Below are 25,361 nucleotides of genomic sequence, written 5' to 3'. Positions count from 1 at the left end.
GACCTGGATGCCCGGACATTTATCTATTGAGAACGATCAATATTTTCGAGTTACCAATAGTCGCGGACCATCAACTTCCAATACCAATATCAAGATCAATAATAAGTGAGCGGCGGGATAACCAGCGGTTCACCCAATCACGCTGAGGAACATCCAGCATGCAAAATCGCGCTGAAGTAGTAGAACAAAATTTTATCAGGCGAGTTACCTCCGGTGACCTCCCGCAAGCGCTGAGCAGTACTTCTCCGAAACAGGCCGGTCTATCCAGTGCAGAGTCCATCGCCTTGTTTGAGACCCAGGTGCTGTCCCGCGTGCTGGACCTTCATTCGCGAAGACTGCAGGCCCGCGGCGAAAGTTTCTATACCATCGGAAGCTCCGGACATGAGGGGAATGCCGCCATTGCGGCAGCCTTCCGGCACAATGATATGGCCTTTCTGCACTATCGCGATGCCGCGTTCATGATTCAGCGTAGCAAGCAGCTCCCCGGCCAGACTATCACCTGGGACCTGCTGCTCAGTTTTGCTGCCTCCAGTGAAGATCCTATCGCAGGAGGACGTCACAAAGTTCTGGGCTCAAAATCCCTGTTCATCCCACCACAGACCAGCACCATTGCCTCTCACCTGCCCAAGGCCGTGGGAGCCGCCTACAGCATCGGACTAAACCGTCGTATCGGACAGACAGGAGAAATGCCCGATGACGCGGTTGTGCTATGCAGCTTCGGAGATGCCTCGCTTAACCACTCCACTGCCCAGGGTGCCATGAATACTTCATGCTGGACAGCTTATCAGCGTATCCCCCTGCCTTTGCTTTGGATATGTGAGGACAATGGCATCGGCATTTCCGTGAGGACACCAATGGGTTGGGTGGAGTCTAGTATGAAGCACCGTCCGGGTATGAACTATCTTCGTTGCGACGGTCTGAATTTCGCTGACGTGTACGCCAAGGCCCGTGAGGCAGAACGACTGGTGAGAAAACGCCGGCAACCCGCATTCCTGCATATGAGCTGCGTCCGCCTGATGGGGCATGCTGGTTCTGATGCGCAGCAGGCCTATCTTTCCATGAAGGAAATTGAGGCCCATGAAGCACAGGATCCGTTATTGCATTCCGCCAGAATATTGATGGAAAACGGACTTCTGAGTTCAACAGATATCACCAGCCTTTACCAAAGCACCTCAGAAAGAGTGGCAAAGGTTGCTGAAGTAGCCATACAGCGTCCCAAATTACTGGCCGCCAAGGCAGTAATGGAAAGCCTCACTCCGCCCAAACGACTTAATCAGCCAAGCCTGCCACCAGTATCAGAAGACACTCGGGAACGAGTTTTTTCACGCGAACGCTCCCAGATGGGAACTCCTCAACATACTGCACGCCTTATCAATTGGGCGCTTACCGACCTGATGCTTGATCATCCGGAAATCATTCTGGCGGGTGAAGACGTCGGGCGAAAAGGCGGCGTATACGGCGTCACCCAAAAGCTGCAGGAAAAATTTGGTGCACATAGGGTGATCGACACCCTGCTGGATGAACAAAGTATCTTCGGACTGGGGATCGGTATGGCGCACAATCGCCTGCTGCCCATCGTGGAAATCCAATTCCTGGCATATGTCCATAACGCAGAAGATCAGTTGCGGGGAGAAGCCGCCACATTGAGCTTCTTCTCTCAGGGGCAGTTTACCAACCCGATGGTGGTTCGCATTGCGGGACTGGCATATCAGAAAGGCTTCGGCGGTCATTTCCATAACGATAATTCGTTTAACGTGTTCCGCGATATTCCTGGCTTAATTGTCGCCTGTCCTTCTAACGGCGCAGACGCAATTTCCATGCTCCGGGAAGCAGTCAGACTCGCCCATGAAGAGCAAAGAGTTGTCGTCTTTCTCGAACCCATTGCCCTTTACATGACCCGAGATCTCCACGAAGAAGGCGATGCACAATGGACCTTCCCCTATAAGACTTCCGAAGAGGCTCCCGCCATACCATTCGGACAAGTGAATAAATGGGGAGATGGTAAAGACCTGGCAATTGTCACCTACGGCAACGGCTTTTACCTGAGTCGACAGGCAAGCAAAGCCCTGGAAGAGGCAGGCGTCAGGCTACGTATTATTGACCTGCGCTGGCTGTTACCGCTGCCCAAAGAAGCCATGCTGGAGGCAATAGAAGGTTGTAAACATGTGCTGGTGGTCGATGAGTGTCGACGCACCGGTTCGGTCAGCGAAGAAATCATGACTCTACTCATGGAGTCCGGCTGGGATCGCTCAAAAGTCGCCCGCCTGTGTGCGGAAGATTCTTTCATTCCCCTGGGAAGGTCCGCCACTTCTACCCTACCCAGCCGGGATAGCATCACCGACGCGGCGAAAGATCTGCTGGGTCATATGTTGTTAGCCAAAGCCGAATAAAGGATACGCATCTTATGTCAAAGCAAGCATCAACCGGCAAAGAACGAATTATTGTCGTCTGTCCCGGCCGCGGCACCTACAACCAGAACGAGTTGGGCTACCTGAATCGCTATCATCCCAAACATCGGGAAATGCTAAGCCAATTCGATCAGTACAGAAAGCAACAGGGACAAGTCACACTCTCCGAGCTTGATGGTGCGGAGAAATATTCCCTGAAACAACACTCATCAGGAGACAACGCCTCTGCACTCATCTATGCCTGTGCCTATGCCGATTTCCTCAGCATAGATCGCGAACGCTACGATATCGTGGCAGTCACCGGCAATAGCATGGGCTGGTACATCGCCCTTGCCTGCGCCGGAGCCTTAGCCCCTATGGATGCCCTTCACCTGATCAACTATATGGGCATCGCCATGCATAACGCCCTAATTGGCGGGCAGTTGGTGTATACCCTGGTCGACAGCCAATGGCACCCGCTACCCGGCAGAAGAGAGCAGGTTCTCGAATTACTTGATCAAATTAATCAAAAACTGGGAAGCGAAGAAGCCTTCATCTCCATCGAACTGGGCGGCATGCTGGTGCTCGCCGGCAGCGACCGGGCCTGCAAAATGATGATGGCCGAACTCCCCCCGGAACAGGATCGCTTCCCCTTAAAATTACATAATCACGCTGCGTTTCACACACCACTACAAACACCTGTCATGGAACAGGCCAGAAAAGACCTCAGCCCTAAACCTTTCCAGAGGCCGGATATTCCCCTGGTCGACGGACGCGGAGCCATATGGACATCTTGGAGCACAGACACACAAAAGCTGTGGGACTACACACTTGGCCATCAAGTCATTCTGCGATACGATTTCACCCAGGCAATCGAAGTCGCAATTAAAGAATTCGCACCCGATCGGGTAGTTGTACTCGGGCCCGGAGATACACTGGGCGGGTCCGTCGCTCAGACGATGGTGAAGATGGATTGGCAGGGGATGTCTGATAAGAGTGGATTTTCGGCGCGGCAGTCAAGTGATCCGGTGTTGTTGGCGATGGGGAGAGAGGATCAGGCGACAGTGGTGGGACGGTAGTTTTTATCGTGGGAGCCCTTCCCGCAAAAGAAGGCTCTCACTTGTCTCGAGCTAAAAGTTTCAACCTATGGTTTTCTATGGATTCCCTGCTGCCGCTATAATAGCTGCGATTTTTTTCACTTCACTTTTGTTTCTTGAGACAACTTAAGAGCCTGTTGATATAAGTCCTCGCCCATTCTGAAACCAGTGGCACGGAGCTTATCTAAGTATGGTTTTACTGTCTGAATATGCCCCTTGTTCTTTGGCTCAATAAGAACTCCTACCATTCCGATGATGTTACGGCCAAGTTTCTTGGCAATAGCACGGCCTGCAACTTCATCAATGATTAAAACGTCAGATTGAAGCTCAATTGATAACGCTATCGCTTCAGACTCCCCCAAATCCAAGTGCTTGGAAAGCTTGGTCGCTACATGTCTATTCTGCAGTTTTATGACTTTAATCCAGCTCGAATTTAGTACCTGTAAAGCCCCAGGCTGTGTTCTCTTGACCTGAGATAACTCATTGAAAACTGCTTCTGGAATAAGAGTTTCAGAATAAAGCTTTTGAAGAAGTTGAAGAGCACCTATCTTAGCAAGGTGGGTAATTGCGGTAGTATCGCTGACGACAATCCTGTCCAAAATTTAGCTCCCTATAAGTCGTTATTCTTTATGTCATCAATTAGGTCGTCTACGTCATAATTCACGGTAGCCCCTTTTTCAGATAGCAGTGTATGGAAATCGAACTCTGAAATACCGAGTAGCTTACCTGCCATTGAGCCGTGAATACCTTTGAATTTGTATAAAGCGATAGCAAATAATTCCAACGCTTCTTTTTCGTCTACTCCGATCTTATCCATCAGAGAGTCGTCTAGCTCTATTTTCATCTCTTTTCCTCTAAAAACAGGGTTAATGGAAGCCGAGACTCCCAATATTCTTTATTCCTGTGGCCATCAGTATCCCACCTAATGCAAATAAGTGCGACTCTACAAGAATGTGTAGAAAAATCGTTATCGACTTCGTCCATGTGTTGAAGAGGGCAACAGGATAATGAAGAGTTCCCGTTTATTGTAAATAGTCAATCTGGATGGCAAGTATACCCTTGAACACTCCTGCCATATGGACATCCTGGAGCACAGACACACAAAAGCTTTGGGACTAAACGCTTCGCCACCAAGTCATTCAGCCATACGAGTTCGCCCGGACAGGGTTGTTGTATTCGGGCCAGGAGATACCCTTGGTGGGTCTGTGGCTCAGATAATGGACAGGTCCGATAAGAGTGGAGCGGTGCGGAAATAGCGATCGCCAAACATTTAACAACTACCGAGACTGCTAATCAATAGAATTACTGGGGAGATAAGCAAAGTTATCTCCCCAGTAACCTTACCAAGGACCAGTTCCCTTACCAATCACAACATTTGTGATACGAGGTCTGTTCGATTCACAGCCAGAAAGACTGATATGAACCGGTTTTCCGCTAACGGCCGCAGCCAGAAGGGTCGAGTAGATTCTATCCTGCCCACTTTCCGCGATACTGGACTGAACCATATAACTATCCGCATCAGAACAGCTTTCAGGGTTTTCAATCGGAATACCAGTTACACGAATGGTCAAATTTGAAGCATTGGACATGCTCCAGACATTAAAGTTCTGGATAGTTTTCCAGGTTTCGGCGTGAGCGCCGACAGCAAAGCTGCCCAACATTAACGCTACAATTCCATGCTTAACAAACTTCATATATTACACCTTTCTTTTCCATCTATCTGAATCCAAATATTAACTAAAGTTTTTTCGCTCAGTCGTATCTAAATAATCAGTCAGCACACTTAAATTGTTAGAGCGATAATGTTAGACGAGCCTCATATACACTCATTAACGACCAAAAACCACATCAATTCGACAGCTCAATATATGCCGCCTGATTACAGCTATCATCACTATAGTTGTGAACTCTTATTGAAAAACCACCAGCAAAAGCGGCTAGAGCTGCTGCATAGGCTTTATCAAATATACTTTGGCTCCCTGCAATTGACAGAGGAAAAACAATTGACTTGCCTACACAGGGACCAGTACCGCCTTCAACCCGTATTACAAAAGCATTTGAATTCGAATTTGTGTTTGTAATGCTGGCAATTTTTGATCCGGTGGCAAGATCGCCTGCATTTGCAAACAATGTTACAAACATGAGGCTACAAGCAATTACTCTAAACGTATTCCTTCTTAAAATTTGAAAAAAAGCCCCTATATTCCCTACGTGATATAAGAGGGCTAGGCTGAAGCCCAGATCTGACTCATGTCAAATGTAAGACTTGACCTCATTACTTTTCCTTTTAATTCTCTTTATATTTCGATTCTGTATTAAGAATTTATTCCAGTGTTCAATGTGGATCTAGCCCCACTTTCCCTACTTAACATAAACGGCATGCACCTTTATCCACGCCCCACTTGCATCGCAGCCATTCATAGATACAGTTACAGGAGATTTAGCAGCTTTCGCCGCCAGTAATGCGGACTTTAATGCGGGGTCGGCAGTTGTATTGCCTGCCCAGCCATTGTTGCTAGAACATGTATTATCTGACGTTGCATTCGGAAAGCCATTATCCAGTTTAATTGCGATTGAACCTCCCTCGTCTACATAGAGTTCGGCAATAATTCCAGTATCTGATGCTGAAAATGAAAAGGGTGAAAATAAGATAAGCATAAGAGTAAATAATTTTCTCATTTGTATGAATGTCTCCTAGTGTAAGTCTATTATTTGTATAACGCGCATGCTCAATTTTGTTTTCTAAAGACACATCCTCCAGGCCCATGATTCCATTAAAAAATCACTGGATTTTGCTCCTGTTACTTATAAAACTTCGTCATAAGCCTTTTTAACAAGCTAATAAAACCCGCGAGAAAGCCCCACCTTATTCCCTACGTGAGATAAGAGGGCTAGGCTGAAGCACACATCAGACTCATGTCAAATGTAAGGCTTGACCCCATCCATCCCCCTTGCCAAAAGTAAGGCTTGACCCCATTGCTTTGCTTAGAGGCGCTTAATTTTTTACTCCAATCCTAAAGAGTTACTTAATTCTAACCCCTTGAATCTCAGGATATCCTTCGCTGTTACACTGATAATTGACATTAGCCTTAAGACCAGAAGTCATTGCAGCTAACAGTGACGAATACATCAGTGACTCTTTTCTTTCAAGCAAGTACCGCATTTTATGATTAGAATTACTGCATTGATTGCTAACATTGAAATAAACATCAATTTGTGTTTTCCACACCTTTAGCTCAGTGACAGTCAAATACCCAGTATTAAAGTCTGTAGCATTTGACAGCATAGGCATTAGTAACAGGGGCATATATAACAACTTCTTCACAACACCATCTTCCATTATATCAATGCACTTCATTTAGTTTATTCAAATCTACTTTGACACAATAACTTTTTGAGCTTTGTAAGTCTCGTATAAATAGCCACTTCGAAAATAGATCTGTCGCCTTTTCACATCTGAGTCATGTCAAATGTAAGGCTTGACCCCATCCCGCTCTGCGCCTCGGCAGGGAGGAAGCTGCGCCAGAAACTCAGCGAACTTTCTATTGCTCAATCGCTTCGCAGTAACCTGATTGCCAAATTGATCCTGGCCAACGATATAACAGCCACTCTTGCCAAGATCTACGCCCAGTGTTTTGATAGCCATGATGATTCGCCTCCGTTGGGTTTGGTCACCTTCATCCTATATTTAGGATGAGAGGCGAGTCATCTCAGGCTTGACCCTATCACCTCTCTCGATCTCCGTTTTCTGGTGTCAAGCGTAAGGCCTGACCCCATCACCGTTAGGCCTGACCCCTTCACCGCTTAAAGTATAGTGCTCCCTTTTTTGCGACACCAATACCCTCCACAAGCAGTTTCTTCTTAAGTGTATCCATTTCTAGAAGCCAAACATTAACAACGGCATTAAGAAACAGCCTCTCTCTATATTCTTGAATCACAACAGTGTTATTTTCTTCAATATAGCTAACGGCAAACATATTATTTCTATTTAGCAGCTCTTCACTTATCTCTTTCACAATATTCGTCTTCAAATCCAGCACAAAGTATTTACCGGCTTTTACACATAACAGATTATTTCCACCGATTCCCATCACAGGCTCATATTGAGCTAAGTCTATGTCTCGAAGGGATTGGTTCCGAATATCTAACAGTTTCAGTTTCTTATTTTTACCATAAGACTCAAAAAAAATTGCTTGTGAATCGCTTATTTTTATGGGGCATTTCGAGGCGGCCCCCCTCTCGAGCTTAGCGACTTTCACAGGTTCAGATGCAGATAAATCTGACATATAGAGAGACTCTTCAAAACCATCATGAGTCCGCTCCACTCTTGAAAAGATAATATTTCCGCTAGACTCAAAGTAGATAGGACAGCTTGCATTTTCAAAAAGTAAATCTTCTTGATGAGTTCTAATATCAAAAATCCCAACAGCATGAGAAGTGCTTTCAAACAGAAACTTATCTTGATCAACTTTCTCTAAATTTATGTAGCCACTAACATTGCCATTCCGACTTAAGGGTGCTAACTCTTTCAGACTAGAGTCAGCAAGATTGGATATAAACAAATAGCCGTTTCCGCTACTTAATAACAAGTTTCCCATTCCATCTCCTTCCGAAAAGGCATTTGAAACGCCCAAAAAAAATGAAACCGTCAAAAAAAACAACACTTTACATAAATTCATAGTCAAAAACTTCCTTTCATTGCATCTGCAAAGTCTTGACAGTTATGGGTTAGAATATTGTAGTCATTTGGAGCCCACCCCCCAGATTGGAGAACCGTATTTGCCACAGTTCTCATATTTCCTTGATATATATCCCTACTAAATATATAGCTAGAATAGTCTCCTTGACTTAGTACTGGATCAGCATTGACTCCCAAGGTATCCCCAGTATATCCAATATTGACCAACCTACCATTTTCTACGCCAAAGGCATGCTCGTGCATTACATTAATATTCACATTGTCGCCTACTCTTAAAAACACTCCATCAGGTCCACCAAGCGGCCGAACGCCAAAAAAAGCGATATCATCCTTTCCATTCCACAGCCCTTCACTTCTTAAGGCATCTAAAATTTCCTGCTCGGTAGCCCCTCTAAAGGATTTAGGTGCTCTGTGACGGCCCATTCGTCCTTCTCCATTGAACAAATGGGCCATTGCTGCTGTTTGGGCTCCATTAGCAAATTTACCTCCACCAATCACCGATGTGGTGCCACCTACAAGGGCTGCGATTGCTGTCCGCCCTACAATTTTACCGAAATCCTTGTCTTGCATATCGTACAGACTTCCCGTCTCAGCACCCTCTGCTAGGTTCAATGTAACAAATTTAGTAAACGCTGAGCTGACAAAACCTTGACCAAACTTGCCCCCCTGCATAACGGAAATGACCCCGCCAGCTAAACCATGGGCCAATACTCTTGCTTCGAATCCAAGACTCGATTGACCTATAGCGCCGAAAACCCCCCCAGACAAACCACCGATCACAGCACCTTTCGCAATGTTTCCACCAACTATCGCCGCATTAATAGCCCCCATTAGTAGCCCCTGAACGAATGGGGCACATTCCGGGCATATAACCATTACAGCGACAATTCCCGCACCAGACGCCGTTTCCTTTGGATGCGTCCACATATACACAGTAGGATTGGGAAGGATCTTCAAGGCCTTCTTTAATAACTTTTTAAAGAAATGCCCACTGGGATCGCTATATTTCAACGGATTATTCAACACATACGAATAGCGGTTATAACTCTGACTCGAACTGGCCGCCTGAATAAAGGTATCCGCGCTCAGGAATCGGGCTAGCGTGGCATCATAGACCCGTCCATTCATATGGATCAGATCCACTTCCTGGATGCTTTCGTGACCGGTAAAGCCTTTATTGGTATAAGGCAACTGGGTCAGGTACAGCGGGTCATCCAGCGTCGCCCCGGCTTTCCACGGGAACTCACGCAGTTTGCCCCAGGCATCAAAGCTTCGGCGGTCCACCACATTCGCAAACGCATCCGTCACCAGATCGATACTGCCCAATGCATCTTTGTGCAGATACCGTGTTTGCACCCCGTTGCTCGAGGACACGATATGCTCCGCCACCAGTTGGCCGCCGGCATAGATGTAGTGCTTCTCTTCCGTGGCACTTCCCTTGCTCAGCAACTCATACAGACCGCCGACGTATAGGGTGGTATCCCCTTTATGATTGACCTTCTTATATCGAGCTCTACCCGGTCCATAGCTGAACGCTGCAGAACGCCCCTCCTGGGTCATCAGCACCGGCTTGTTGAAACTACTCCACTGAATCGTTCGACCATTACCGCTGGTCATATTGCCATTGGCATCGTAGACATAGGTGTTGGCACCGGCAGTCGTTACCGCATGCGGTCCCGCGTTGTTGCCGTAGCTATAATCACCCACGTCGGACTTATAGGTGATATTGCCCAGACTGTCGTAGCTCAGTGTCTGAGTCTGATTCAGGTCGTCTGTGGTATAGCGACCACTACTCACTTGGGTACTGGTCAGACGGTCGATCCGGTCGTAAGTGAAGATTTCACGGATGTCATTTGCCAGATCCTCTCGCAAAGCCACGTTCTGGTAATCATCGTACTGGTATTCCAAGTGCCGCATGACTTCCACAATGGACAGCATGCTGCTATGAATGGCCTGCAACTGGCCGGTGCCCTGGTTGTAGGTATAATCGTTAACGATACCGTTGCCGTATACTTCTGCGCGAATGCGTCCGGAGGCATCGACGTCCACCGCCCGCCAATAGGTAATAAACTCATTGTCTGCCACCATATCGCTGTAGGCATCAGCCACATTGTTCAGGGTACTGGATACCCGGAAACTGTGATCTGCTGCTGCCAGCGTTTGTTCTGCTAACACTGTCAGCTGTGCAGCGGTGCTGGAATAGCTTTCCGCCTGACGATTGATCAGGCTCTGGACGGTTTCCAGTTCCGCCATAGTATTATTCAGGTGATTCAGAAACTCCGGCGACAAGGACTCACCGTTAGACACCGTTTCGGCTAACAGGCTTTGATGCGACTGTAAGTTTGAGAGATATTCCACATGTTCCACTGATTCACAGGCGCAAGTGATAGTGTTGCTGTTGAGCACATAGATCTGGTCTTCGCTGTCGATCAGAGACGGCTCGACTGACTCAAACTCGCTGACTGAGATTTGGGATATTGTTTGGGTATTTCCAGAGTACGTAACGCGGTAATGGTACTCAGCAGGTACAACAATCGGAATAAATACATCGCTGGCAATTGGAATAACCTTGTCGTGAACCCGAATATAGAATGTCACCCCATCGCCGGCACTCAAAAAATCATATGGAACATTCTGTTCCAGACCATCAGTAGTTCCCTGTTCGAACTGGATAGTCTGCTTCGCCAGAAGTTCTGCATAGTTATCGATACGGGATTGATAGTATTGACCAATCTCTTTTAGTTGATTCGCCTTGCTAAGATAGTCTTCAGCCAACGTTACTGCTTCTTGAATCAACGGTTGCAAACGCGACAGGTCATGCTCCTCCGCATCCACCCGCAGTCCGCGTACCGACTCAAGATAGCCGTTACTGTCGTAGATATTTTCTGTATAGAAGCCGTTACTGCCAGGATAGATTGTCTTTGCGATCCGTCCCAACGCATCATAGCGGGTGCCGGCAGTAAAGGAACCATGGCCATCTACTTCCGTGGTTGTATTGTAGGCACGCCCCAGACTGTCATAGGTATAGAGCTTTGTGAGGCCATTGCCGGTTTCCGAGAGCAATTTTCCGATGCTGCCCTGCGGAGCTGTGGCATCTCCATAGACCCAGGTGCTGATACCCTCAGGCTCAGTCCGTTTGACCATCCGCCCCAGCAAATCATACTCCATAGAGACGGTCTGATTTTTAGCATCAGTTTGAGACGTTAGCTGTCCGAAGGCGTTATAGGAATATTCCCAATGCCCCATGTCCGGGTCATCCATGGCGATCTTACGACCGAATTCGTCATATTGCAGCGCGATCGTGGTTGAAGGATCATCAGAGACCGTTGTGGTCAGCAGATTACCTACACCATCGTAGGTATAACGAATGAATGAACCTTCTTCTTCCTCGATGTAGACCTGCTGACCCAAGGCGTTGGCCTTGACTGTCTTCGAGCGGTATTCATTACCGGAAACCGTAGTGGAAGTTAACCCATTATATTGAGTTGTCACTTGACGGACACTACCATGGGGACCTGGCTCAGTGGCTCTTATAATTCGGTCAAGAGCATCATATTCTGAGGTCGCCCAATAAATATGGTCTCCTGCGTAGTAGTTCCGGCTAACTTTCTCCACCAGACCAAACGGGTTATAGACCGTATCGCTGTATACCAGTTTTCCATCAAAGCCCTGGGTGATTTTACGAACCTCTCGGCCTAGGGAGTCTTGTTGCACACGCACGGACGGAGCCCCTGTGCTTTGGGTCAGGACACAAGTCGTTGCATAATCTGCCGAATCTCCACAATTTGAGTTGGAAGCAAAATAACGGCTAATCGTGGTGGCTGTACCGTCCGGTCGATCTTCACGGACTTTGCGTCCAAACCCGTCATAAGTCCATGAAGTTGTCAGACCATTCGGTCCGGTAGTACTTTTCAACCAGCGTTCAGGGGTGTAGGTATAGGTTTCACAAAGGTTATAGACATTACAGGTTTGAGTTGCTTTGCCCAAACTATCGTATGCGGAAGTGGTAACCCGATCTTGTTCTCCATCTGCAGACACCACCACTTGAGTTTTCTGGCCGTAGTCATCATAAGTATTTTTAGTTGTAGTGAGCGGCAATCCAGTGTCAGTGCTGACTACCTGCTCAGTGGCCAGCAATCCTTTACTATTGTATGAAAAAGCAGATTTTCGAGTTTGGGTGCCGGAAGGGCCTGAATGTGTCACCAGACTGTCGCTCAATCGGCCCAAAAACCAGTTAGAAGTATCGTTGTAGTAATGCGAGGTTGTGGTTTTGGTAAATGTCTCACCACCGCCTGAAGTGGTGACTTTTATTGTGCCGATATTTCCATATTCGTCGCTGTTGCTGTGCTCTGTGGTTACAGTTGAAACAAGCGATCCATCCAACTCATAACTTTGCTGTACTGCCTGCGCTAAATTTACGCTATATACTCCTCCAAGATACTTGCCTAAGGAGTATGAATTCGTTGCCTTATTCAGCAACGAGCCGTTATAAAGCTCAGTCACCGAAATAACATTTCCAGTCCGGGGAAACCCTGATTGGTCAAATGTGGTGACTTTTGATTTGCCGGTTTCCGGATAACTCTCCGTTATCTGGGCATAGCCATAAGACCCCCTCCCCCGAAGATTCGCCTTATAACCTGCATAGTGATAATTGACAGTATTGGTTCCACCCACTCCATTGCTGGTTTCAAGTTTCGACACTACCTGGCTTGCCCCCTGAACATCCACCACCGGGTATGAGGCACCGCTCCCCTTGGTATAGATAGACTCGTCCGTCAAGGGTCGATAGGTCAAATTAGATTCGTTGCCATAGGCATCCACAACAGAGGCTAATTTTCTTGGCGACACACTGTTCGAATAGATGGTGTCCTTGAATGTCCCACCCCATCCATTAATATAATAAATATCTATCGCTCCATCGCCGGTAAACTCACCAAACTGAATTCGCGAAATATCAATCTGGCCTGTTTCAAAAGAGCTGCCGTTAATCGAAGTGTTCAGACCATCCGTGACACTAAACGTACCATCGCCTTTGGATAAATGAATCTTATCTATAGAAGCATTATCCCAGCCTCTGATTTGGTAAATATCGGTCTTTCCGTCTCCATTGAAGTCAATAAACTTCAGTCTTGAGATATCAATCTGAGCCCCAGCATGCTCGTCATTTACAAAGCTCCCAATACCATTAACTACCTGGTAATTACCATCGCCTTTTGAGAAGTAAATTGTATCGACAGCAGATTCGCCGTAACCGTTGACATGATATACGTCCAGATTGCCATCGCCGTTAAAGTCACCAAAGTTGACCCGGGCAATATCCACCCCCGCACCGCCATCCAAGGAATCCGCCACGCTGCTATTAATGCCATTAATAACCTGGTAGCTTCCATCACCATTCGATAAGTGCACCTTATCCAGAGCATTTCCGCCCCAACCGTTCACTAAGTAAATATCGGTCTTTCCATCGCCATTAAAGTCAATGAACTTCAACCGGGCAATGTCAATGCGTGCTCCTTCCAGAATATCGTTAATAGAGGTATTCAGACCGTCAACTCGGGAGAATGTGCCATCTCCATTGGATAAAAATACATCATCTCGTGAAGATCCACCCCAGCCATTAATATAATAAATATCCGTCCTGCCATCGCCATTAAAGTCGCCCATATTTATCCGGGAAATATCTACTGGCGCCCCTTCCATGCTGTCCTTTACATAGGTATTCAATCCGTTCACTGTGGTGTAGGAGCCATCGCCATGGGACAGGTAAATCTTATCTCTCGAGGCCCCCCCCCAACCGTTCACATAATAGATATCGGTCTTACCATCTCCATTGAAATCGCCATATTTAATGCGGGCCAAGTCAATATGCGCCCCTTCAATAGTGTCTGGAACGGAGGAGTTGATCCCGTTAATGACATTGTAAGTTCCGTTGCCATTCGACAAATAAATCTTATCTACCGAGGAGCTATCCCAACCTTCGACAACGTATACATCCGACCGACCGTCGCCGTTAAAATCACCATAGCGGATTCGGAAAATATCCACTGGAGCAGCCTCAATTTTTCCATTGACGTAAGTATTTACTCCCGTCAAGGTAGAGAAACTTATTGACTGGTTCCCGGACCAGGAAAAATTGAGAGGCGTCATACAGTTGCCGGCAGCATCACAAGCCGTAATCTTTTCAAGCTCGACATAACGCGATGTCGTGTCACCTGAATAATCCAAATTATAAGTCCGAATCAATGTCGAGTCGGAAGATACCTTGATTGAAGATATCACGTCATTGGATTGAGTGTCGGTACCTTTAAAGTAACCAGTGATCGGAGAAAAACCACTAATGTAGTTCGATAAGGAGCTATAAATAACGTCAACTCGTCCCCCAGCATAGCTGATGTTGCTTAGATACTGAGTATTGTTCTTTGTGATATAGCTATAGGTAATTGGATTATTGCCGGTAGTGTCATTGATCTGACTCAAAGACCAGTTAAGGGTTCCCTGAGACACACCATGGGATGCACTACCACCACCAAAAGTCATCACCTGGCCGGCCTTGGTCTTGACCACAAAATGATCCGGGTGATTGCTAGTACCACCCACCGAGAGGATCTGAGAATAGCTGTCAATTTCTGTACGGTACTCGGTGCCGACACCACCATTCGTACCGTCCACCGGGACCAATCTCTGACCATCCAGACAATAACGATCATTGCCGTCAAAGCTGATACCCCGGCTAAATCCATCCTGATCTAACGTGGGAGAGCACCGGTAAATAGCCGACAGCCCACTCAGGCTCCACCCAAGTCCAAGATGGCCGGCTCCTCCGTTACTCGAGTAGTTTATCCCAAGCTCAGGCTGCATACCGCCCCGACCGGGCACGACCTGGATTGGAAGTGAAAACTGCGCCGCGCCGTTCGTGACCGAGAGGCTACCGGAAAGATTTCCGGCTACCGTCTGAGCGTAGGCGGATGAACCCGCCAGTAACAGCGCCACCATGGGCACTAGCTTATTCCAGAAGAAATTGTCAAACATGGAGAGTCCTTGTCGGTATCCTAATTGGCTATTCTTTTTAAATTCCGGGAGTGCTCTGATGCTGTTAGTCGACGAGAGCAGGCAACCTTATTGAGTTTTCGGTCGTAAATGTTCTTTGATGGCCAACAATCTTGACTCAAGTTCTAGTGAGTCTTTCTGTTCATACTGGTCGTTGGACATGCTGCTTGAAGGAGTAGCAGATAGCTGCTCATCAATCGCTTCGAGCTCTTGATTCATATGCTCAATTTTGGCATTTAGAGAGCTTTCTGCTTCAGGGGAGTCATTTTGATTATTAATAACTTGGTGCAGTTTTTTTGCTGGGACAGGAAAACTTTCGGGCACAGCCTCAGAAGAGACATCCTCAGTTTTAGACATAGGATCCGGTATTTTAGCCACGTCTTCAGTTTGGACATCCAAACTTTGTGAAACAGCTTTGGATGGCTGGTTAATATAAAAATACCATCCGGAGACAGCTGCCAATAAAAATGCAGCGAGGCCTGATTTGTACTTCTTTGCTATATCCATTGCGATCCCTGGTACAAATTTTGACTAGACAGATACTGTGTTTCAGCCTAACTGTCATGACTACCGGCCAGAAAGCCGACAAATCTGAAGGAAGCAAGATGGACATGGCGTGCGGAACCCAGTCCATAGGTAATTCTTCCTTTTTAAGGGAATAAAGTCTAAAGATGATAAAAAATCATTTCAAGAAAATTATTAAAAAATGTTTAGAGTCCAAGCATTAAGGCTTATTTATTAACCCATCAACCGCCCATACAACCCCAAATACTCCCCAGCCGACCTATCCCAACTAAAGTCTTGCGCCATGGCATTCTGCCGCACCTGCCTTAGCAGTTTGGGGTTGGAATACAGCGTCAATGCCCGGTCCATGGCGTAGCTTAGGTCGTCGACGTGAGAGTGATAAAACACGAAGCCGGTTTGTTCCCGGTCAGGGCCGCCTTCCCATACGGAGTCGGCGAGGCCGCCGGTGGCGCGGACGATGGGGAGTGTGCCGTAACGGAGAGCGTAGAGTTGGGTGAGACCGCAGGGCTCAAAGCGTGAGGGAACCAGCAAGAAATCGCAGGCGGCTTGTATGAGGTGGGAATAAGGTTCGTCATAGCCGACGGTGACGGAGACCTGATCGGGGTATTGGGCTGCGAGGGCTTTGAACTCCCCTTCGAAGTAGGGATCTCCAGACCCCAACAGAACGAATTGCGCACCTTTTTCGACGAAGGACGGAATGAGTCGATGAACCAGATCCAGCCCTTTTTGCTCACTCAGTCTGCTAACGATGCCAAAGAGTGGCTTTTGAGCAGAGACTTCCAGCCCACATTGTTTTTGCAGAGCTGTTTTGTTTTTGGTTTTACCCGAGAAGGATTTGGCAGAGTATCGAGCTTTGATCAGCGAGTCCTCCTCCGGCGACCATAAGCTGTAGTCAACACCATTCAGGATACCGGTCAGACGGTCAGACTTTTCCCTTAACAATCCATCCAGGCCACAACCGAATCCCGGGGTCTGAATTTCCTGGGCATATGTTGGGCTGACTGTCGTGATGGCATCACTGTATTGGATCGCGGCTTTCAACATGGAAAAGTGCCCATAGTATTCCATGCCTTCCAGTCGGTACTCTGATTCCGGCAACCCCAGCTCCAAAAACTGCTGATAGCTGAACATCCCCGTGAACTGCAGGTTGTGGATGGTGAAAACCACGGGAGGGTGCTTTTGTTTCCAGGTTCTCAGGTAGGCAGGAATCAGCCCGGCCTGCCAATCATTGGCGTGCACGATATCCGGTTGCCATCCAAGCAGTTTGCCATGCTGGGCAACCATGGCGGCAGCCCAGGAAAGCGTGGCGAATCGACGATGATTATCATGATGATCACGGCCCTGATCGTTCAAGTATGGCCCCCCAGGCCGGTTAAACAAAGGTGGACTATCCACCAGCCAGTAGGGTGTGCTATGTTCAGGGGACTTACCGGTGAGCAGACGTACCTCGCCAAAGCCGTAAGGGTCACCTAAGTTTGGGCCCTGTTTGACATCGACCAACTTATCTACGATGCCTGGATAGGCAGGCAACATGATCCTTGCGTCACAGCCCTTCGCAATGAGGGCTTTTGGCAGTGTGCCCGCCACATCGGCAAGCCCCCCTGTCTTGACGAGAGGAAACACTTCTGACGCAACGATGAGAACTTTCATAGATGTCTTTTCCCGGACGGTTAATCCAATTCGTTTTCTGCTAAGACCTGAGTTTCTTAGACAAGTCCGTCTTAGTCAGAACATGAACTCTAACCGAACCCACCGGCAAACTGAACAGGACATTCGAAGAGTACTCTTTCTAAGAGCTCTCTCCACCCGTACCCGTTCGCGAATACTTCTCAACGCTGACATCGGGCAAGCGGCTCCTTCATCCAAGATATTCTATGGTCTACTCTTTTATGAGGAACCCTATTCTTCAAACACAGCAAGCCAGACATCAACGCAGGCTGTGAGTCCCTATGGAGAGCGACAATGAATAAGAAAGCCGAAACAAGCACCGACCTCAACAATGCCCTAAGTAAAACGCTGGCTCTGATACTGGCCGGCGGACGGGGCTCAAGGCTTATGCAACTCACCGATCATCGATCGAAACCCGCCGTCCCGATTGCGGGAAAATTTAAAATCATTGATTTCCCTCTCTCCAACTGCGTTAACAGCGGTGTCCGCCGGATTGCCGTCCTGACCCAATACCGATCACATACCCTGAACCAGCATGTACAACGGGGATGGAACTTCCTGCGCCCCGACTTTAACGAATTCATCGAGCTCTGGCCTGCCCAGCAACAGACTGACGAGCATGCCTGGTACCAGGGAACGGCTGATGCCGTGTATCAGAACCTGGCCCTGATCAAACCTCTGGGTCTGGAATACATACTGATTCTGGCAGGGGATCATGTCTATAAACAGGACTACAGCCTGATGCTGAAAGATCATATTGATTCGGAAGCAGATCTTACTGTCGCCTGCATAGAGGTTGATAAAGAAGAGGCCAAAGGCTTTGGTATTATGGGGGTTGATGGTGACAATAATATCGTCAGCTTCGTGGAGAAACCCAAAGACCCGCCGGAAATTCCAGGCAAACCGGGACGCTGTCTGGCCAGCATGGGCATTTACATTTTCAACGCTCAGCAGATTACTGAAAAGCTAAAAAATGATGCAGCCTCCCCCGACTCCAGCCACGATTTTGGCAAGGATATTATTCCATCAATGATCGGCCATGGAATCTGTAAGGCCCACCACTTTGAGAACAGTTGTATTCCCAACACAGAATACCCCACTGAACCTTACTGGCGCGATGTGGGAACCCTTACCGCTTACTGGGAAGCCAACATGGACCTGACCCGTCTGGTTCCGCGCCTGGACCTCTATGATGATTCCTGGCCCATACGAACCATGCACTATCAACGTCCGGCCGCCAAGTTCAACCATAACAAAGATGACCGTGTGGGCAGTGCGCTGAACTCGGTGGTTTCAGCCGGATGCGTGGTATCCGGTGGCACCGTTACCCAGAGTATTCTCTTCAATAATGTTCGGGTGAACTCTTACGCCAGCATCAATGAATCCGTGATTCTGCCTAATTGCGATATCGGTCGTCATTGCCGTCTGAACCGGGTGGTGTTGGATGCCCATTGCCAGGTGCCTCAAGGCACCATTATTGGTGAGAATGCGGAAGAGGATGCGAAACGGTTTTACCGCAATGAAGACGGGATTGTTTTGGTCACCCCGGATATGTTGGAAAAGTTGTAGGGGGATCGGGACAAGAGCGAGGGCGCACACGCAGGTGCGCCCCTACATGTGGGGTTGGCGACGCACACATGCCCGAGATAAGGCTCTATGTAGGGGCGGACCTATGTGTCCGCCCTTTCCCATGCACCTCAAAGATCAGGTAATAACCGAGGGTTCAGTACGGCCACTAATTTCCTCAATACGAGCGAATTTCCGTGAAAGAGCAATCAGCTCAGCCAAGGTTTCCTGGGTATCAGCCTGTTGCCGACCAGCTTCCTTAACCGGCTTTTCAATATAGACCCTTAAAGTGGCTCCGACGGTGCCGGTACCTGATAATCGATAGATGATTCGTGAGCCATCAGAAAATTGCAGCCGGATTCCCTGGTTTTCACTGATCGATTCATCCACGGGGTCCGTGTAGGCAAAATCGTCGCAGGAGGCGAGCCCTGTCTCAGCCCCCTCATTTTCCAACCAATCGCTTACCTGTTTAGGACTGGCCACCAGAGTCCGAAGATGTTCCATAATAGCGGCTCCGTCTTCGCTTGAAATACCTTCGAAATCGTGCCGGGTATAGAAGTTTCGTCCGTAAGTCAGCCAATGCTCGTGAACGATGTCTTCCACTGGCTGTTGCCTTTCTGCCAGCATGTTCAGCCAGCAGAGAACTGCCCAGATGCCATCCTTTTCCCTCACATGATCTGAGCCGGTACCAAAGCTTTCCTCACCACATAGGGTAATTCGTCCCGCATCCAGCAGATTGCCAAAGAACTTCCAGCCGGTCGGAGTTTCAAAACAGGGGATTCCCAATTTGGAGGCCACCGCATCCAGAGCTGCAGAAGTCGGCATGGACCGGGCAACACCACGTAGTCCGTCCCGATACCCCGGAATCAGCCTGGCATTGGCGGCAATGATGGCCACACTATCACTGGGGGTGACATAAAACTGGCGACCGAGAATCATGTTGCGATCACCATCGCCGTCAGAAGCCGCCCCAAAGTCCGGTCCGTCATCGGAAAACAGTTTCGCGACCAATTCCTTGGCATGCACTAAATTGGGATCGGGATGATGGCCGCCAAAATCCGTCAATGGCTCGCCGTTAATGACCGTTCCTCTCGGAGCCCCCAACTCTTCCTCAAAAATGGCCTTGGCGTAAATACCGGTGATAGCCCACATGGCATCAAAGCAAAACCCGAAATCTCCCGATTTCAGCATTGCGCCAATTTTCCCGAAGTCAAAAATGCTTCGCATTAACTCGGCATAATCTGCCACCGGGTCAATCACCCGAACCCGGGCGTTACCGATGTGGACATCCCCTAACGTATCCAGATCAATGTCCTCACTTTCAGAGATCCGGTAGCTTTCAATTTCCTTCGAGGCCACATAAATGGCATTGGTCAACTGCTCAGGAGCAGGCCCCCCATTAGCCGCATTGAACTTCAAGCCGAAGTCCTCATCCGGCCCACCGGGATTGTGCGACGCAGAGAGTACAATTCCTCCCAGCGTTTGATACTTCCGAATCACACAAGAAGCCGCTGGTGTGGAAAGAAAACCGTGCTGGCCAACAATAATCTCACCCAAACCGTTGGCAACTGCCATTCGTATGATGGTCTGAATAGCTTCTCGATTGAAATAACGGCCATCGCCTCCCACAACCAGTTTTGCTCCGGCTTTACCTGGCAGGGTATTGAAAATGGCCTGCACGAAGTTTTCCAGGTATCCCGGTTGCTGAAATTGACGGGTCTTTTTTCGCAGTCCGGATGTTCCGGGTTTCTGGTCATTGAACGGTGTGGTAGCCACCTCGCGTATATTGACAGACATGCTTCCCCCTGTGAGATGTAGTTCTTGCTTCATTTTTTCTTACGACACTCCGACATCCCTGTTCACATATCATTATTGATCTTCCTTGTACGGCACTTTATTACTCAGCGCTTGTTAACAGGATTCGGTAGCCCCTCCTGGCGCCATAGCGAAACGCTAAAAGACTCTACGAAAATCCGCGAGCGGATGTCGGCGGAGCCATCTATGCCGTCACTTTTCTTTTCATCGTTCTCGTCATCACTTTTTTCAGGTTTCTCGTCATATTCTTCACCATAATCCTCGCCATGAGACGAAGAGGCGATAACCTGCTCCCAGCGAATTCCCTGACAATCGTGAGGCGCAAATTCCACGCTGTCTTCACTGCCGTTGACAGCCAACAGCCAGGCATCCCTCTGTCCATCAGCAGTTCTTTGAATCAACAGTGCGATGAATCGCTGGTCAGGATTATGCCACTGAGCGTCTTCCATGGGCTTGCCATACTGATCTAACCAACATAGCTGGTCATTGATCTCTAACGTATCCGAATCTCGTCCATCGGAAAAAAAGACTTCGTGGAATGCTTCGTCGGGCAACTGCAGGTCATTGAGGGTGAACAGGGACTGGCGGATTCTGATCAGTTGACTGACAAAGTGCACCAATGAGGTCCTGGATTCCAGTAGCCCCCAATCCAGCCAGGACGTCGGATTATCCTGGCAATAGGCATTGTTATTTCCCTGCTGACTGTTGCCGAATTCGTCCCCCGCCAATAGATGGGGAGTGCCTCTGGAAATCAGCAGCGTCATCAACAGGTTTCTTCGATGGCGTTCACGTTGCTTCAGGATTTCCGGGTCGTCGGTGTCACCTTCCACGCCATGATTACAACTCAGATTGTGGCTATGCCCGTCACTCCCCTGCTCTCCGTTGGCAGCGTTATGTCGCCGACGATAGGACACAAGATCCTGCAATGTGAATCCGTCATGGTAGGTTACATGATTCACACTACAAGCATGAGAGCGATTCATCTTGTTAAATATATCCCGTGATCCCATTAAGCGGGTACTAAGCCCGGCTACTCCTACCGGATCCGCCTTCCAGAATCCCCTGACAAAATCCCGGTAGTGATCGTTTACTTCCAGCCATTCACGGGGAAACGTTCCCAACTGATAACCATTGGGCCCAAGATCCCAGGGTTCAGCAATCAACACCCGGTCACGCAGTGCAGGATCCTGGGCAATCGCCTGCAGCAACGGCGTGTTCTTTGAAATCGATTCCCCTTGCCGCATCAAACTTGCCGCGAGATCAAACCGGAAACCATCGATGCCAAATGCTGTCACCCAATGGCGGAGTGAATCCATGACCAGCTGCAGCACCATCGGATGTTCCGTCTGCAAGCTGTTACCGCATCCGGAAAAATTCTGATACTTTGCCTGGGGTGATTGAGGATTCTGACCAGACTGTTCAATGTCGGTTTGATGCGAAGTATCAGCCTCCATACGGTAGTATGAGCTGTCGATCCCTTTGAAGCTGAGCATCCCTTCGTTCAATCCGCCTTCGGCTGTGTGGTTGTATACCACATCAAGAATCACCTCGAATCCTGCCTGATGGAGCTGTTGCACCATCCACTGGAACTCTGCCACCGGGTCTTTCAGCGCATATCGCCAGTCCGGCGTGAAGAAATTAATCGGGTTATAGCCCCAGTAATTGACCAGTCCCAGGGAGATCAGCCGGGCTTCGTCCATAAAGCTGAAGCATGGCATGAGCTGTATACTGGTCACCCCTAATGACTGCAGATAACGAATCACTTGCGGGTGGCCAAGCCCTAGATATTTTCCACGGTGCTCCAGGGGGATTTCCGGATGTTGTTGGGTGAATCCTTTGACATGCAGTTCGTAGATAATGCGGTCCTGCGGCGGTAAAGAAACCGGACCGGTATCAAGCGCAGGTATGGATTTGACGATCGCTTTGGGTAGATATCGAGCACTGTCCACCTGTTCCCAATCATGCTGCCAAAGAAATTCTTCATACCAGGTGACCGGCCCAGTCAATGCTTTGGCATAGGGATCAAGCAACAGCTTATTAGCATTCCCAACTTTTCCCGCCGGTTGATCAACGCGATAGCCATAGGCCTGCCCTTCTACAATCCCCTCGACATGGGTATACCACAATCCTCCATGGCGGTATTTCATGGGCACAGGCTGTTCCCTGCCGTCAGAATCAAACAGGCAGAGCTGAATAGCCGTTGCGGACTCGCTATATATCGCGAAATGACACCCGCTATCAGACAACGTCGCCCCTAAAGGAGGCGGCTTTGGCGTTCGCAGTCGATTATTCAAGACTGTCGCTGCTCTGGTTGCTCATCTGGTGGCCCATCTATTTGCCCGTCTGGTTGTCCGGTTGTGGCTTCAATATGACGGCGGACAGTGGAGGAATATTCAGTGCGATGGAATAAGGTTGTTGATGCAAAGCCTTTTCCGCCGGGCGAAAATCATCGCCCACTGGATAGTTACTCCCTCCGTAATAAACCGAATCTGTATTAAGCACCACCTTGTAATGGCAGTTCCGGGGAACACCAATCGCATAATGTTCACGAGGCATTGGCGTCATGTTAATCAGAATAATCAGATGATCATCACGGTTTGTCGCGAATCGAATCATCGATAACACACTATTGCCACTGTCATCCGGAGCCAGCCAACGAAAACCGTCGGGATGAAAGTCCTGTTCATACAGGCAGGGCTCATTTCGATAAAGGTGATTTAGATCCCGGATGACCTTTTGTTGCCCCTGGTGCAGTTCATACTCAAGTAACTCCCAGGATAACGGGCGATTAAAATCCCATTCGTTGGACTGGGCGATCTCACTCCCCATGAAGTTCAACATCTTGCCAGGGTGCGCATAAAGGTAGGCGCTAAAGGCCCGCAGATTGGCAAACTTCTGCCATTCATCCCCCGGCATCTTGTATAACAGAGAACGTTTTCCATGCACCACTTCATCGTGGGAAAGCGGCAAAACAAAATGCTCTGAAAAGGCATACATCATGCCGAATGTCAGTTCATTGTGATGATACTTGCGATATATATGGTCACGGGACATATAGCGCAGGCTGTCGTTCATCCACCCCATGTTCCATTTAAATCCGAAACCCAGCCCACCCTCAAAGGTCGGCTTGGACACACCGGGAAACGCTGTCGACTCTTCTGCGATGGTCATAGCCTTGGGGTAATTGAGGTAGATAGTTTCGTTGAGCCGCTTAATAAAGGCGATAGCTTCAAGATTATGATTCCCACCAAACTGGTTAGCCACCCACTCGCCGTCTTTGCGGGAATAATCCAGATACAGCATGGAAGCCACCGCGTCCACCCGTATCCCATCAATGTGAAAACAATCGAACCAGTACAAAGCGTTGCTGATCAGGAACTGGCAGACATGCTCACGTCCATAGTCATAGATCAGCGAATTCCACTCCTGATGCCACCCTTTACGTGGGTCCGGGTACTCGTACAAAGGCGTACCGTCAAAGTTGGACAAGCCGTGACTGTCGGTGGGGAAATGCGCCGGCACCCAGTCCAGAATCACTCCGATGCCAGCTTGATGGCAGGCATCGACAAAGGCCTTGAAGTCATCAGGTGAACCATAGCGGCTGGTCGGGGCAAACAGTCCGACAGGCTGATATCCCCAGGAGGCTCCATAGGGATATTCGGAGATCGGCAACAATTCAATATGGGTATAACCCATCTCCTGGACATAGGGAATCAATTCACGGGTCAATTCCTGATAGGACATTGGCCGCCCATCCTGAAACCGCCAGGATCCCATATGCACTTCATAAATATTGATAGGCGCACTGAGGTGGGACGTTACCTCCTTTTCCTGCCAGGCCAGATCCTGCCATTGGTAACGCTGATGGTCGTATACCACGCAGGCGAATGAAGGATGCTGATCGATGGAGAAAGCCATCGGATCGACCTTATGGGGCAACAGGTCACCCTGCTGGCTCTTGATTTCAAATTTATAGCGGTCCCCTAATCTGGAATCCGGTATAAACAGTCGCCAGATGCCATCACCACTGGCGCCCATAGGATGTATCCGACCGTCCCAATGATTAAAGTCTCCCACCACACTCACTGATCTGGCATGGGGCGCATACACGGCAAAACGCACGCCTTCGACCATTTGGCCCTGAATTTCCCTTGAACTCAGATGAGCCCCCTGATTTCGATAAAGCGTGGCAGCGTCATAGTGAAAGTCATGGAAAGTGATATCGCTGAACTGATACGGATCGAGCTTATCGTAGACCTTGTCTCCGTACTCAACCCGGAAACGGCAGTGAGAGGATTCCGCGACCAGTGCGTCAGAAGTTTTGAGTTTCAACTGAAACAGGCCGTCTTCATGCAGGGGTTCCATGACCCGGCTGACCCGTTCTTCAGGTTCGTAAATCGGCAGCCAACTTACGGCTTCGACCCTGGTGGCACCGGGGAACCAGCAGGTGATAGTCACTCCGCTGGAGGTCTTGCGCATTCCCAGCAGATCAAACGGGAGCGCGCATTGGGCGTTCAACAATTCATTCAGGCGGTGATCAGTCATGTATTATCCCAT

16 protein-coding genes are annotated in these 25,361 nt (G+C 48.7%); 3 read left to right on the top strand and 13 right to left on the bottom strand.

The window, feature by feature from the left end:
• Positions 1-158 precede the first annotated feature (158 nt).
• Both BTA51_RS16655 and BTA51_RS16650 read left to right on the top strand, forming a co-directional pair.
• Positions 159-2,390: a thiamine pyrophosphate-dependent enzyme gene (locus tag BTA51_RS16655; RefSeq protein ID WP_094709233.1), complete on the top strand. Its 2,232-nt coding sequence runs from the start codon at positions 159-161 to the stop codon at positions 2,388-2,390.
• A gap of 14 nt (positions 2,391-2,404) precedes the next feature.
• Complete coding sequence (locus BTA51_RS16650) at positions 2,405-3,466, top strand: ACP S-malonyltransferase (RefSeq protein WP_094709231.1); 1,062 nt, start codon at positions 2,405-2,407, stop codon at positions 3,464-3,466.
• 116 nt (positions 3,467-3,582) lie between these two features.
• Here BTA51_RS16650 and BTA51_RS16645 read toward each other — a convergent pair whose 3' ends face one another.
• The 10 genes from BTA51_RS16645 to glgA form a co-directional block, all read right to left on the bottom strand.
• Positions 3,583-4,083 carry a DUF3368 domain-containing protein gene (locus tag BTA51_RS16645; protein ID WP_210404852.1) on the bottom strand — a complete coding sequence of 167 codons (501 nt, stop codon included), beginning with the start codon at positions 4,081-4,083 and terminating at the stop codon, positions 3,583-3,585.
• Positions 4,084-4,094: 11 nt separating this feature from the next.
• Positions 4,095-4,328, bottom strand: a complete 234-nt coding sequence (locus tag BTA51_RS16640; protein ID WP_094709229.1) for a UPF0175 family protein — start codon at positions 4,326-4,328, stop codon at positions 4,095-4,097.
• Positions 4,329-4,824: 496 nt separating this feature from the next.
• Positions 4,825-5,178: a hypothetical protein gene (locus BTA51_RS16635; RefSeq protein WP_094709227.1), complete on the bottom strand. Its 354-nt coding sequence runs from the start codon at positions 5,176-5,178 to the stop codon at positions 4,825-4,827.
• Between the two features lie 154 nt (positions 5,179-5,332).
• Positions 5,333-5,626, bottom strand: a complete 294-nt coding sequence (locus tag BTA51_RS16630; protein WP_094709225.1) for a DUF5992 family protein — start codon at positions 5,624-5,626, stop codon at positions 5,333-5,335.
• 219 nt (positions 5,627-5,845) lie between these two features.
• On the bottom strand, positions 5,846-6,163 hold the full coding sequence (locus tag BTA51_RS16625) for a hypothetical protein (protein WP_094709223.1): 318 nt from the start codon (positions 6,161-6,163) through the stop codon (positions 5,846-5,848).
• Positions 6,164-6,950: 787 nt separating this feature from the next.
• Positions 6,951-7,130 (bottom strand): hypothetical protein, encoded by a 180-nt coding sequence (locus BTA51_RS16615; protein ID WP_094709219.1) that lies wholly within the window; start codon positions 7,128-7,130, stop codon positions 6,951-6,953.
• 151 nt (positions 7,131-7,281) lie between these two features.
• Positions 7,282-8,163, bottom strand: a complete 882-nt coding sequence (locus BTA51_RS16610) for a hypothetical protein (protein ID WP_094709217.1) — start codon at positions 8,161-8,163, stop codon at positions 7,282-7,284.
• Positions 8,164-8,165: 2 nt separating this feature from the next.
• On the bottom strand, positions 8,166-15,212 hold the full coding sequence (locus tag BTA51_RS16605) for an FG-GAP-like repeat-containing protein (RefSeq protein WP_094709215.1): 7,047 nt from the start codon (positions 15,210-15,212) through the stop codon (positions 8,166-8,168).
• An 87-nt stretch (positions 15,213-15,299) separates the two neighbouring features.
• Positions 15,300-15,737, bottom strand: coding sequence for a hypothetical protein (locus BTA51_RS16600; protein ID WP_094709213.1), 438 nt, complete (start codon positions 15,735-15,737; stop codon positions 15,300-15,302).
• A 231-nt stretch (positions 15,738-15,968) separates the two neighbouring features.
• On the bottom strand, positions 15,969-17,405 hold the full coding sequence (glgA, locus tag BTA51_RS16595; protein WP_094709211.1) for a glycogen synthase GlgA: 1,437 nt from the start codon (positions 17,403-17,405) through the stop codon (positions 15,969-15,971).
• Positions 17,406-17,717: 312 nt separating this feature from the next.
• Here glgA and glgC point away from each other — a divergent pair, with 312 nt between their 5' ends.
• Positions 17,718-18,992, top strand: coding sequence for a glucose-1-phosphate adenylyltransferase (glgC, locus tag BTA51_RS16590; RefSeq protein WP_094709209.1), 1,275 nt, complete (start codon positions 17,718-17,720; stop codon positions 18,990-18,992).
• Between the two features lie 135 nt (positions 18,993-19,127).
• Here glgC and BTA51_RS16585 read toward each other — a convergent pair whose 3' ends face one another.
• From BTA51_RS16585 to glgB, 3 genes are all read right to left on the bottom strand, one after another.
• The gene (locus BTA51_RS16585; RefSeq protein WP_094709207.1) at positions 19,128-20,786 is read right to left on the bottom strand and encodes an alpha-D-glucose phosphate-specific phosphoglucomutase; all 1,659 of its coding nucleotides are present in this window, start codon (positions 20,784-20,786) and stop codon (positions 19,128-19,130) included.
• Positions 20,787-20,890: 104 nt separating this feature from the next.
• On the bottom strand, positions 20,891-23,098 hold the full coding sequence (gene glgX, locus BTA51_RS16580) for a glycogen debranching protein GlgX (protein ID WP_094709205.1): 2,208 nt from the start codon (positions 23,096-23,098) through the stop codon (positions 20,891-20,893).
• A gap of 37 nt (positions 23,099-23,135) precedes the next feature.
• The gene (gene glgB / locus BTA51_RS16575) at positions 23,136-25,349 is read right to left on the bottom strand and encodes a 1,4-alpha-glucan branching protein GlgB (RefSeq protein WP_094709203.1); all 2,214 of its coding nucleotides are present in this window, start codon (positions 25,347-25,349) and stop codon (positions 23,136-23,138) included.
• Positions 25,350-25,361: the final 12 nt, after the last annotated feature.

Source organism: Hahella sp. CCB-MM4 (genome assembly GCF_002260525.1).
GTDB lineage: Bacteria > Pseudomonadota > Gammaproteobacteria > Pseudomonadales > Oleiphilaceae > Hahella.
The sequence above is the reverse complement of the archived record's forward strand: the minus strand, read 5'-3'. Positions and strand labels throughout refer to the sequence as shown.

What these genes read in the sequence shown, in the direction of transcription:
- BTA51_RS16655 (WP_094709233.1), top strand. Translation starts at nt 159, where the DNA reads ATGCAAAATCGCGCTGAAGTAGTAGAACAAAATTTTATCAGGCGAGTT.
- BTA51_RS16650 (WP_094709231.1), top strand. Translation starts at nt 2,405, where the DNA reads ATGTCAAAGCAAGCATCAACCGGCAAAGAACGAATTATTGTCGTCTGT.
- BTA51_RS16640 (WP_094709229.1), bottom strand. Translation starts at nt 4,328, where the DNA reads ATGAAAATAGAGCTAGACGACTCTCTGATGGATAAGATCGGAGTAGAC.
- BTA51_RS16635 (WP_094709227.1), bottom strand. Translation starts at nt 5,178, where the DNA reads ATGAAGTTTGTTAAGCATGGAATTGTAGCGTTAATGTTGGGCAGCTTT.
- BTA51_RS16630 (WP_094709225.1), bottom strand. Translation starts at nt 5,626, where the DNA reads ATGTTTGTAACATTGTTTGCAAATGCAGGCGATCTTGCCACCGGATCA.
- BTA51_RS16625 (WP_094709223.1), bottom strand. Translation starts at nt 6,163, where the DNA reads ATGAGAAAATTATTTACTCTTATGCTTATCTTATTTTCACCCTTTTCA.
- BTA51_RS16615 (WP_094709219.1), bottom strand. Translation starts at nt 7,130, where the DNA reads ATGGCTATCAAAACACTGGGCGTAGATCTTGGCAAGAGTGGCTGTTAT.
- BTA51_RS16610 (WP_094709217.1), bottom strand. Translation starts at nt 8,163, where the DNA reads ATGAATTTATGTAAAGTGTTGTTTTTTTTGACGGTTTCATTTTTTTTG.
- BTA51_RS16605 (WP_094709215.1), bottom strand. Translation starts at nt 15,212, where the DNA reads ATGTTTGACAATTTCTTCTGGAATAAGCTAGTGCCCATGGTGGCGCTG.
- BTA51_RS16600 (WP_094709213.1), bottom strand. Translation starts at nt 15,737, where the DNA reads ATGGATATAGCAAAGAAGTACAAATCAGGCCTCGCTGCATTTTTATTG.
- glgA (WP_094709211.1), bottom strand. Translation starts at nt 17,405, where the DNA reads ATGAAAGTTCTCATCGTTGCGTCAGAAGTGTTTCCTCTCGTCAAGACA.
- glgC (WP_094709209.1), top strand. Translation starts at nt 17,718, where the DNA reads ATGAATAAGAAAGCCGAAACAAGCACCGACCTCAACAATGCCCTAAGT.
- BTA51_RS16585 (WP_094709207.1), bottom strand. Translation starts at nt 20,786, where the DNA reads ATGTCTGTCAATATACGCGAGGTGGCTACCACACCGTTCAATGACCAG.
- glgB (WP_094709203.1), bottom strand. Translation starts at nt 25,349, where the DNA reads ATGACTGATCACCGCCTGAATGAATTGTTGAACGCCCAATGCGCGCTC.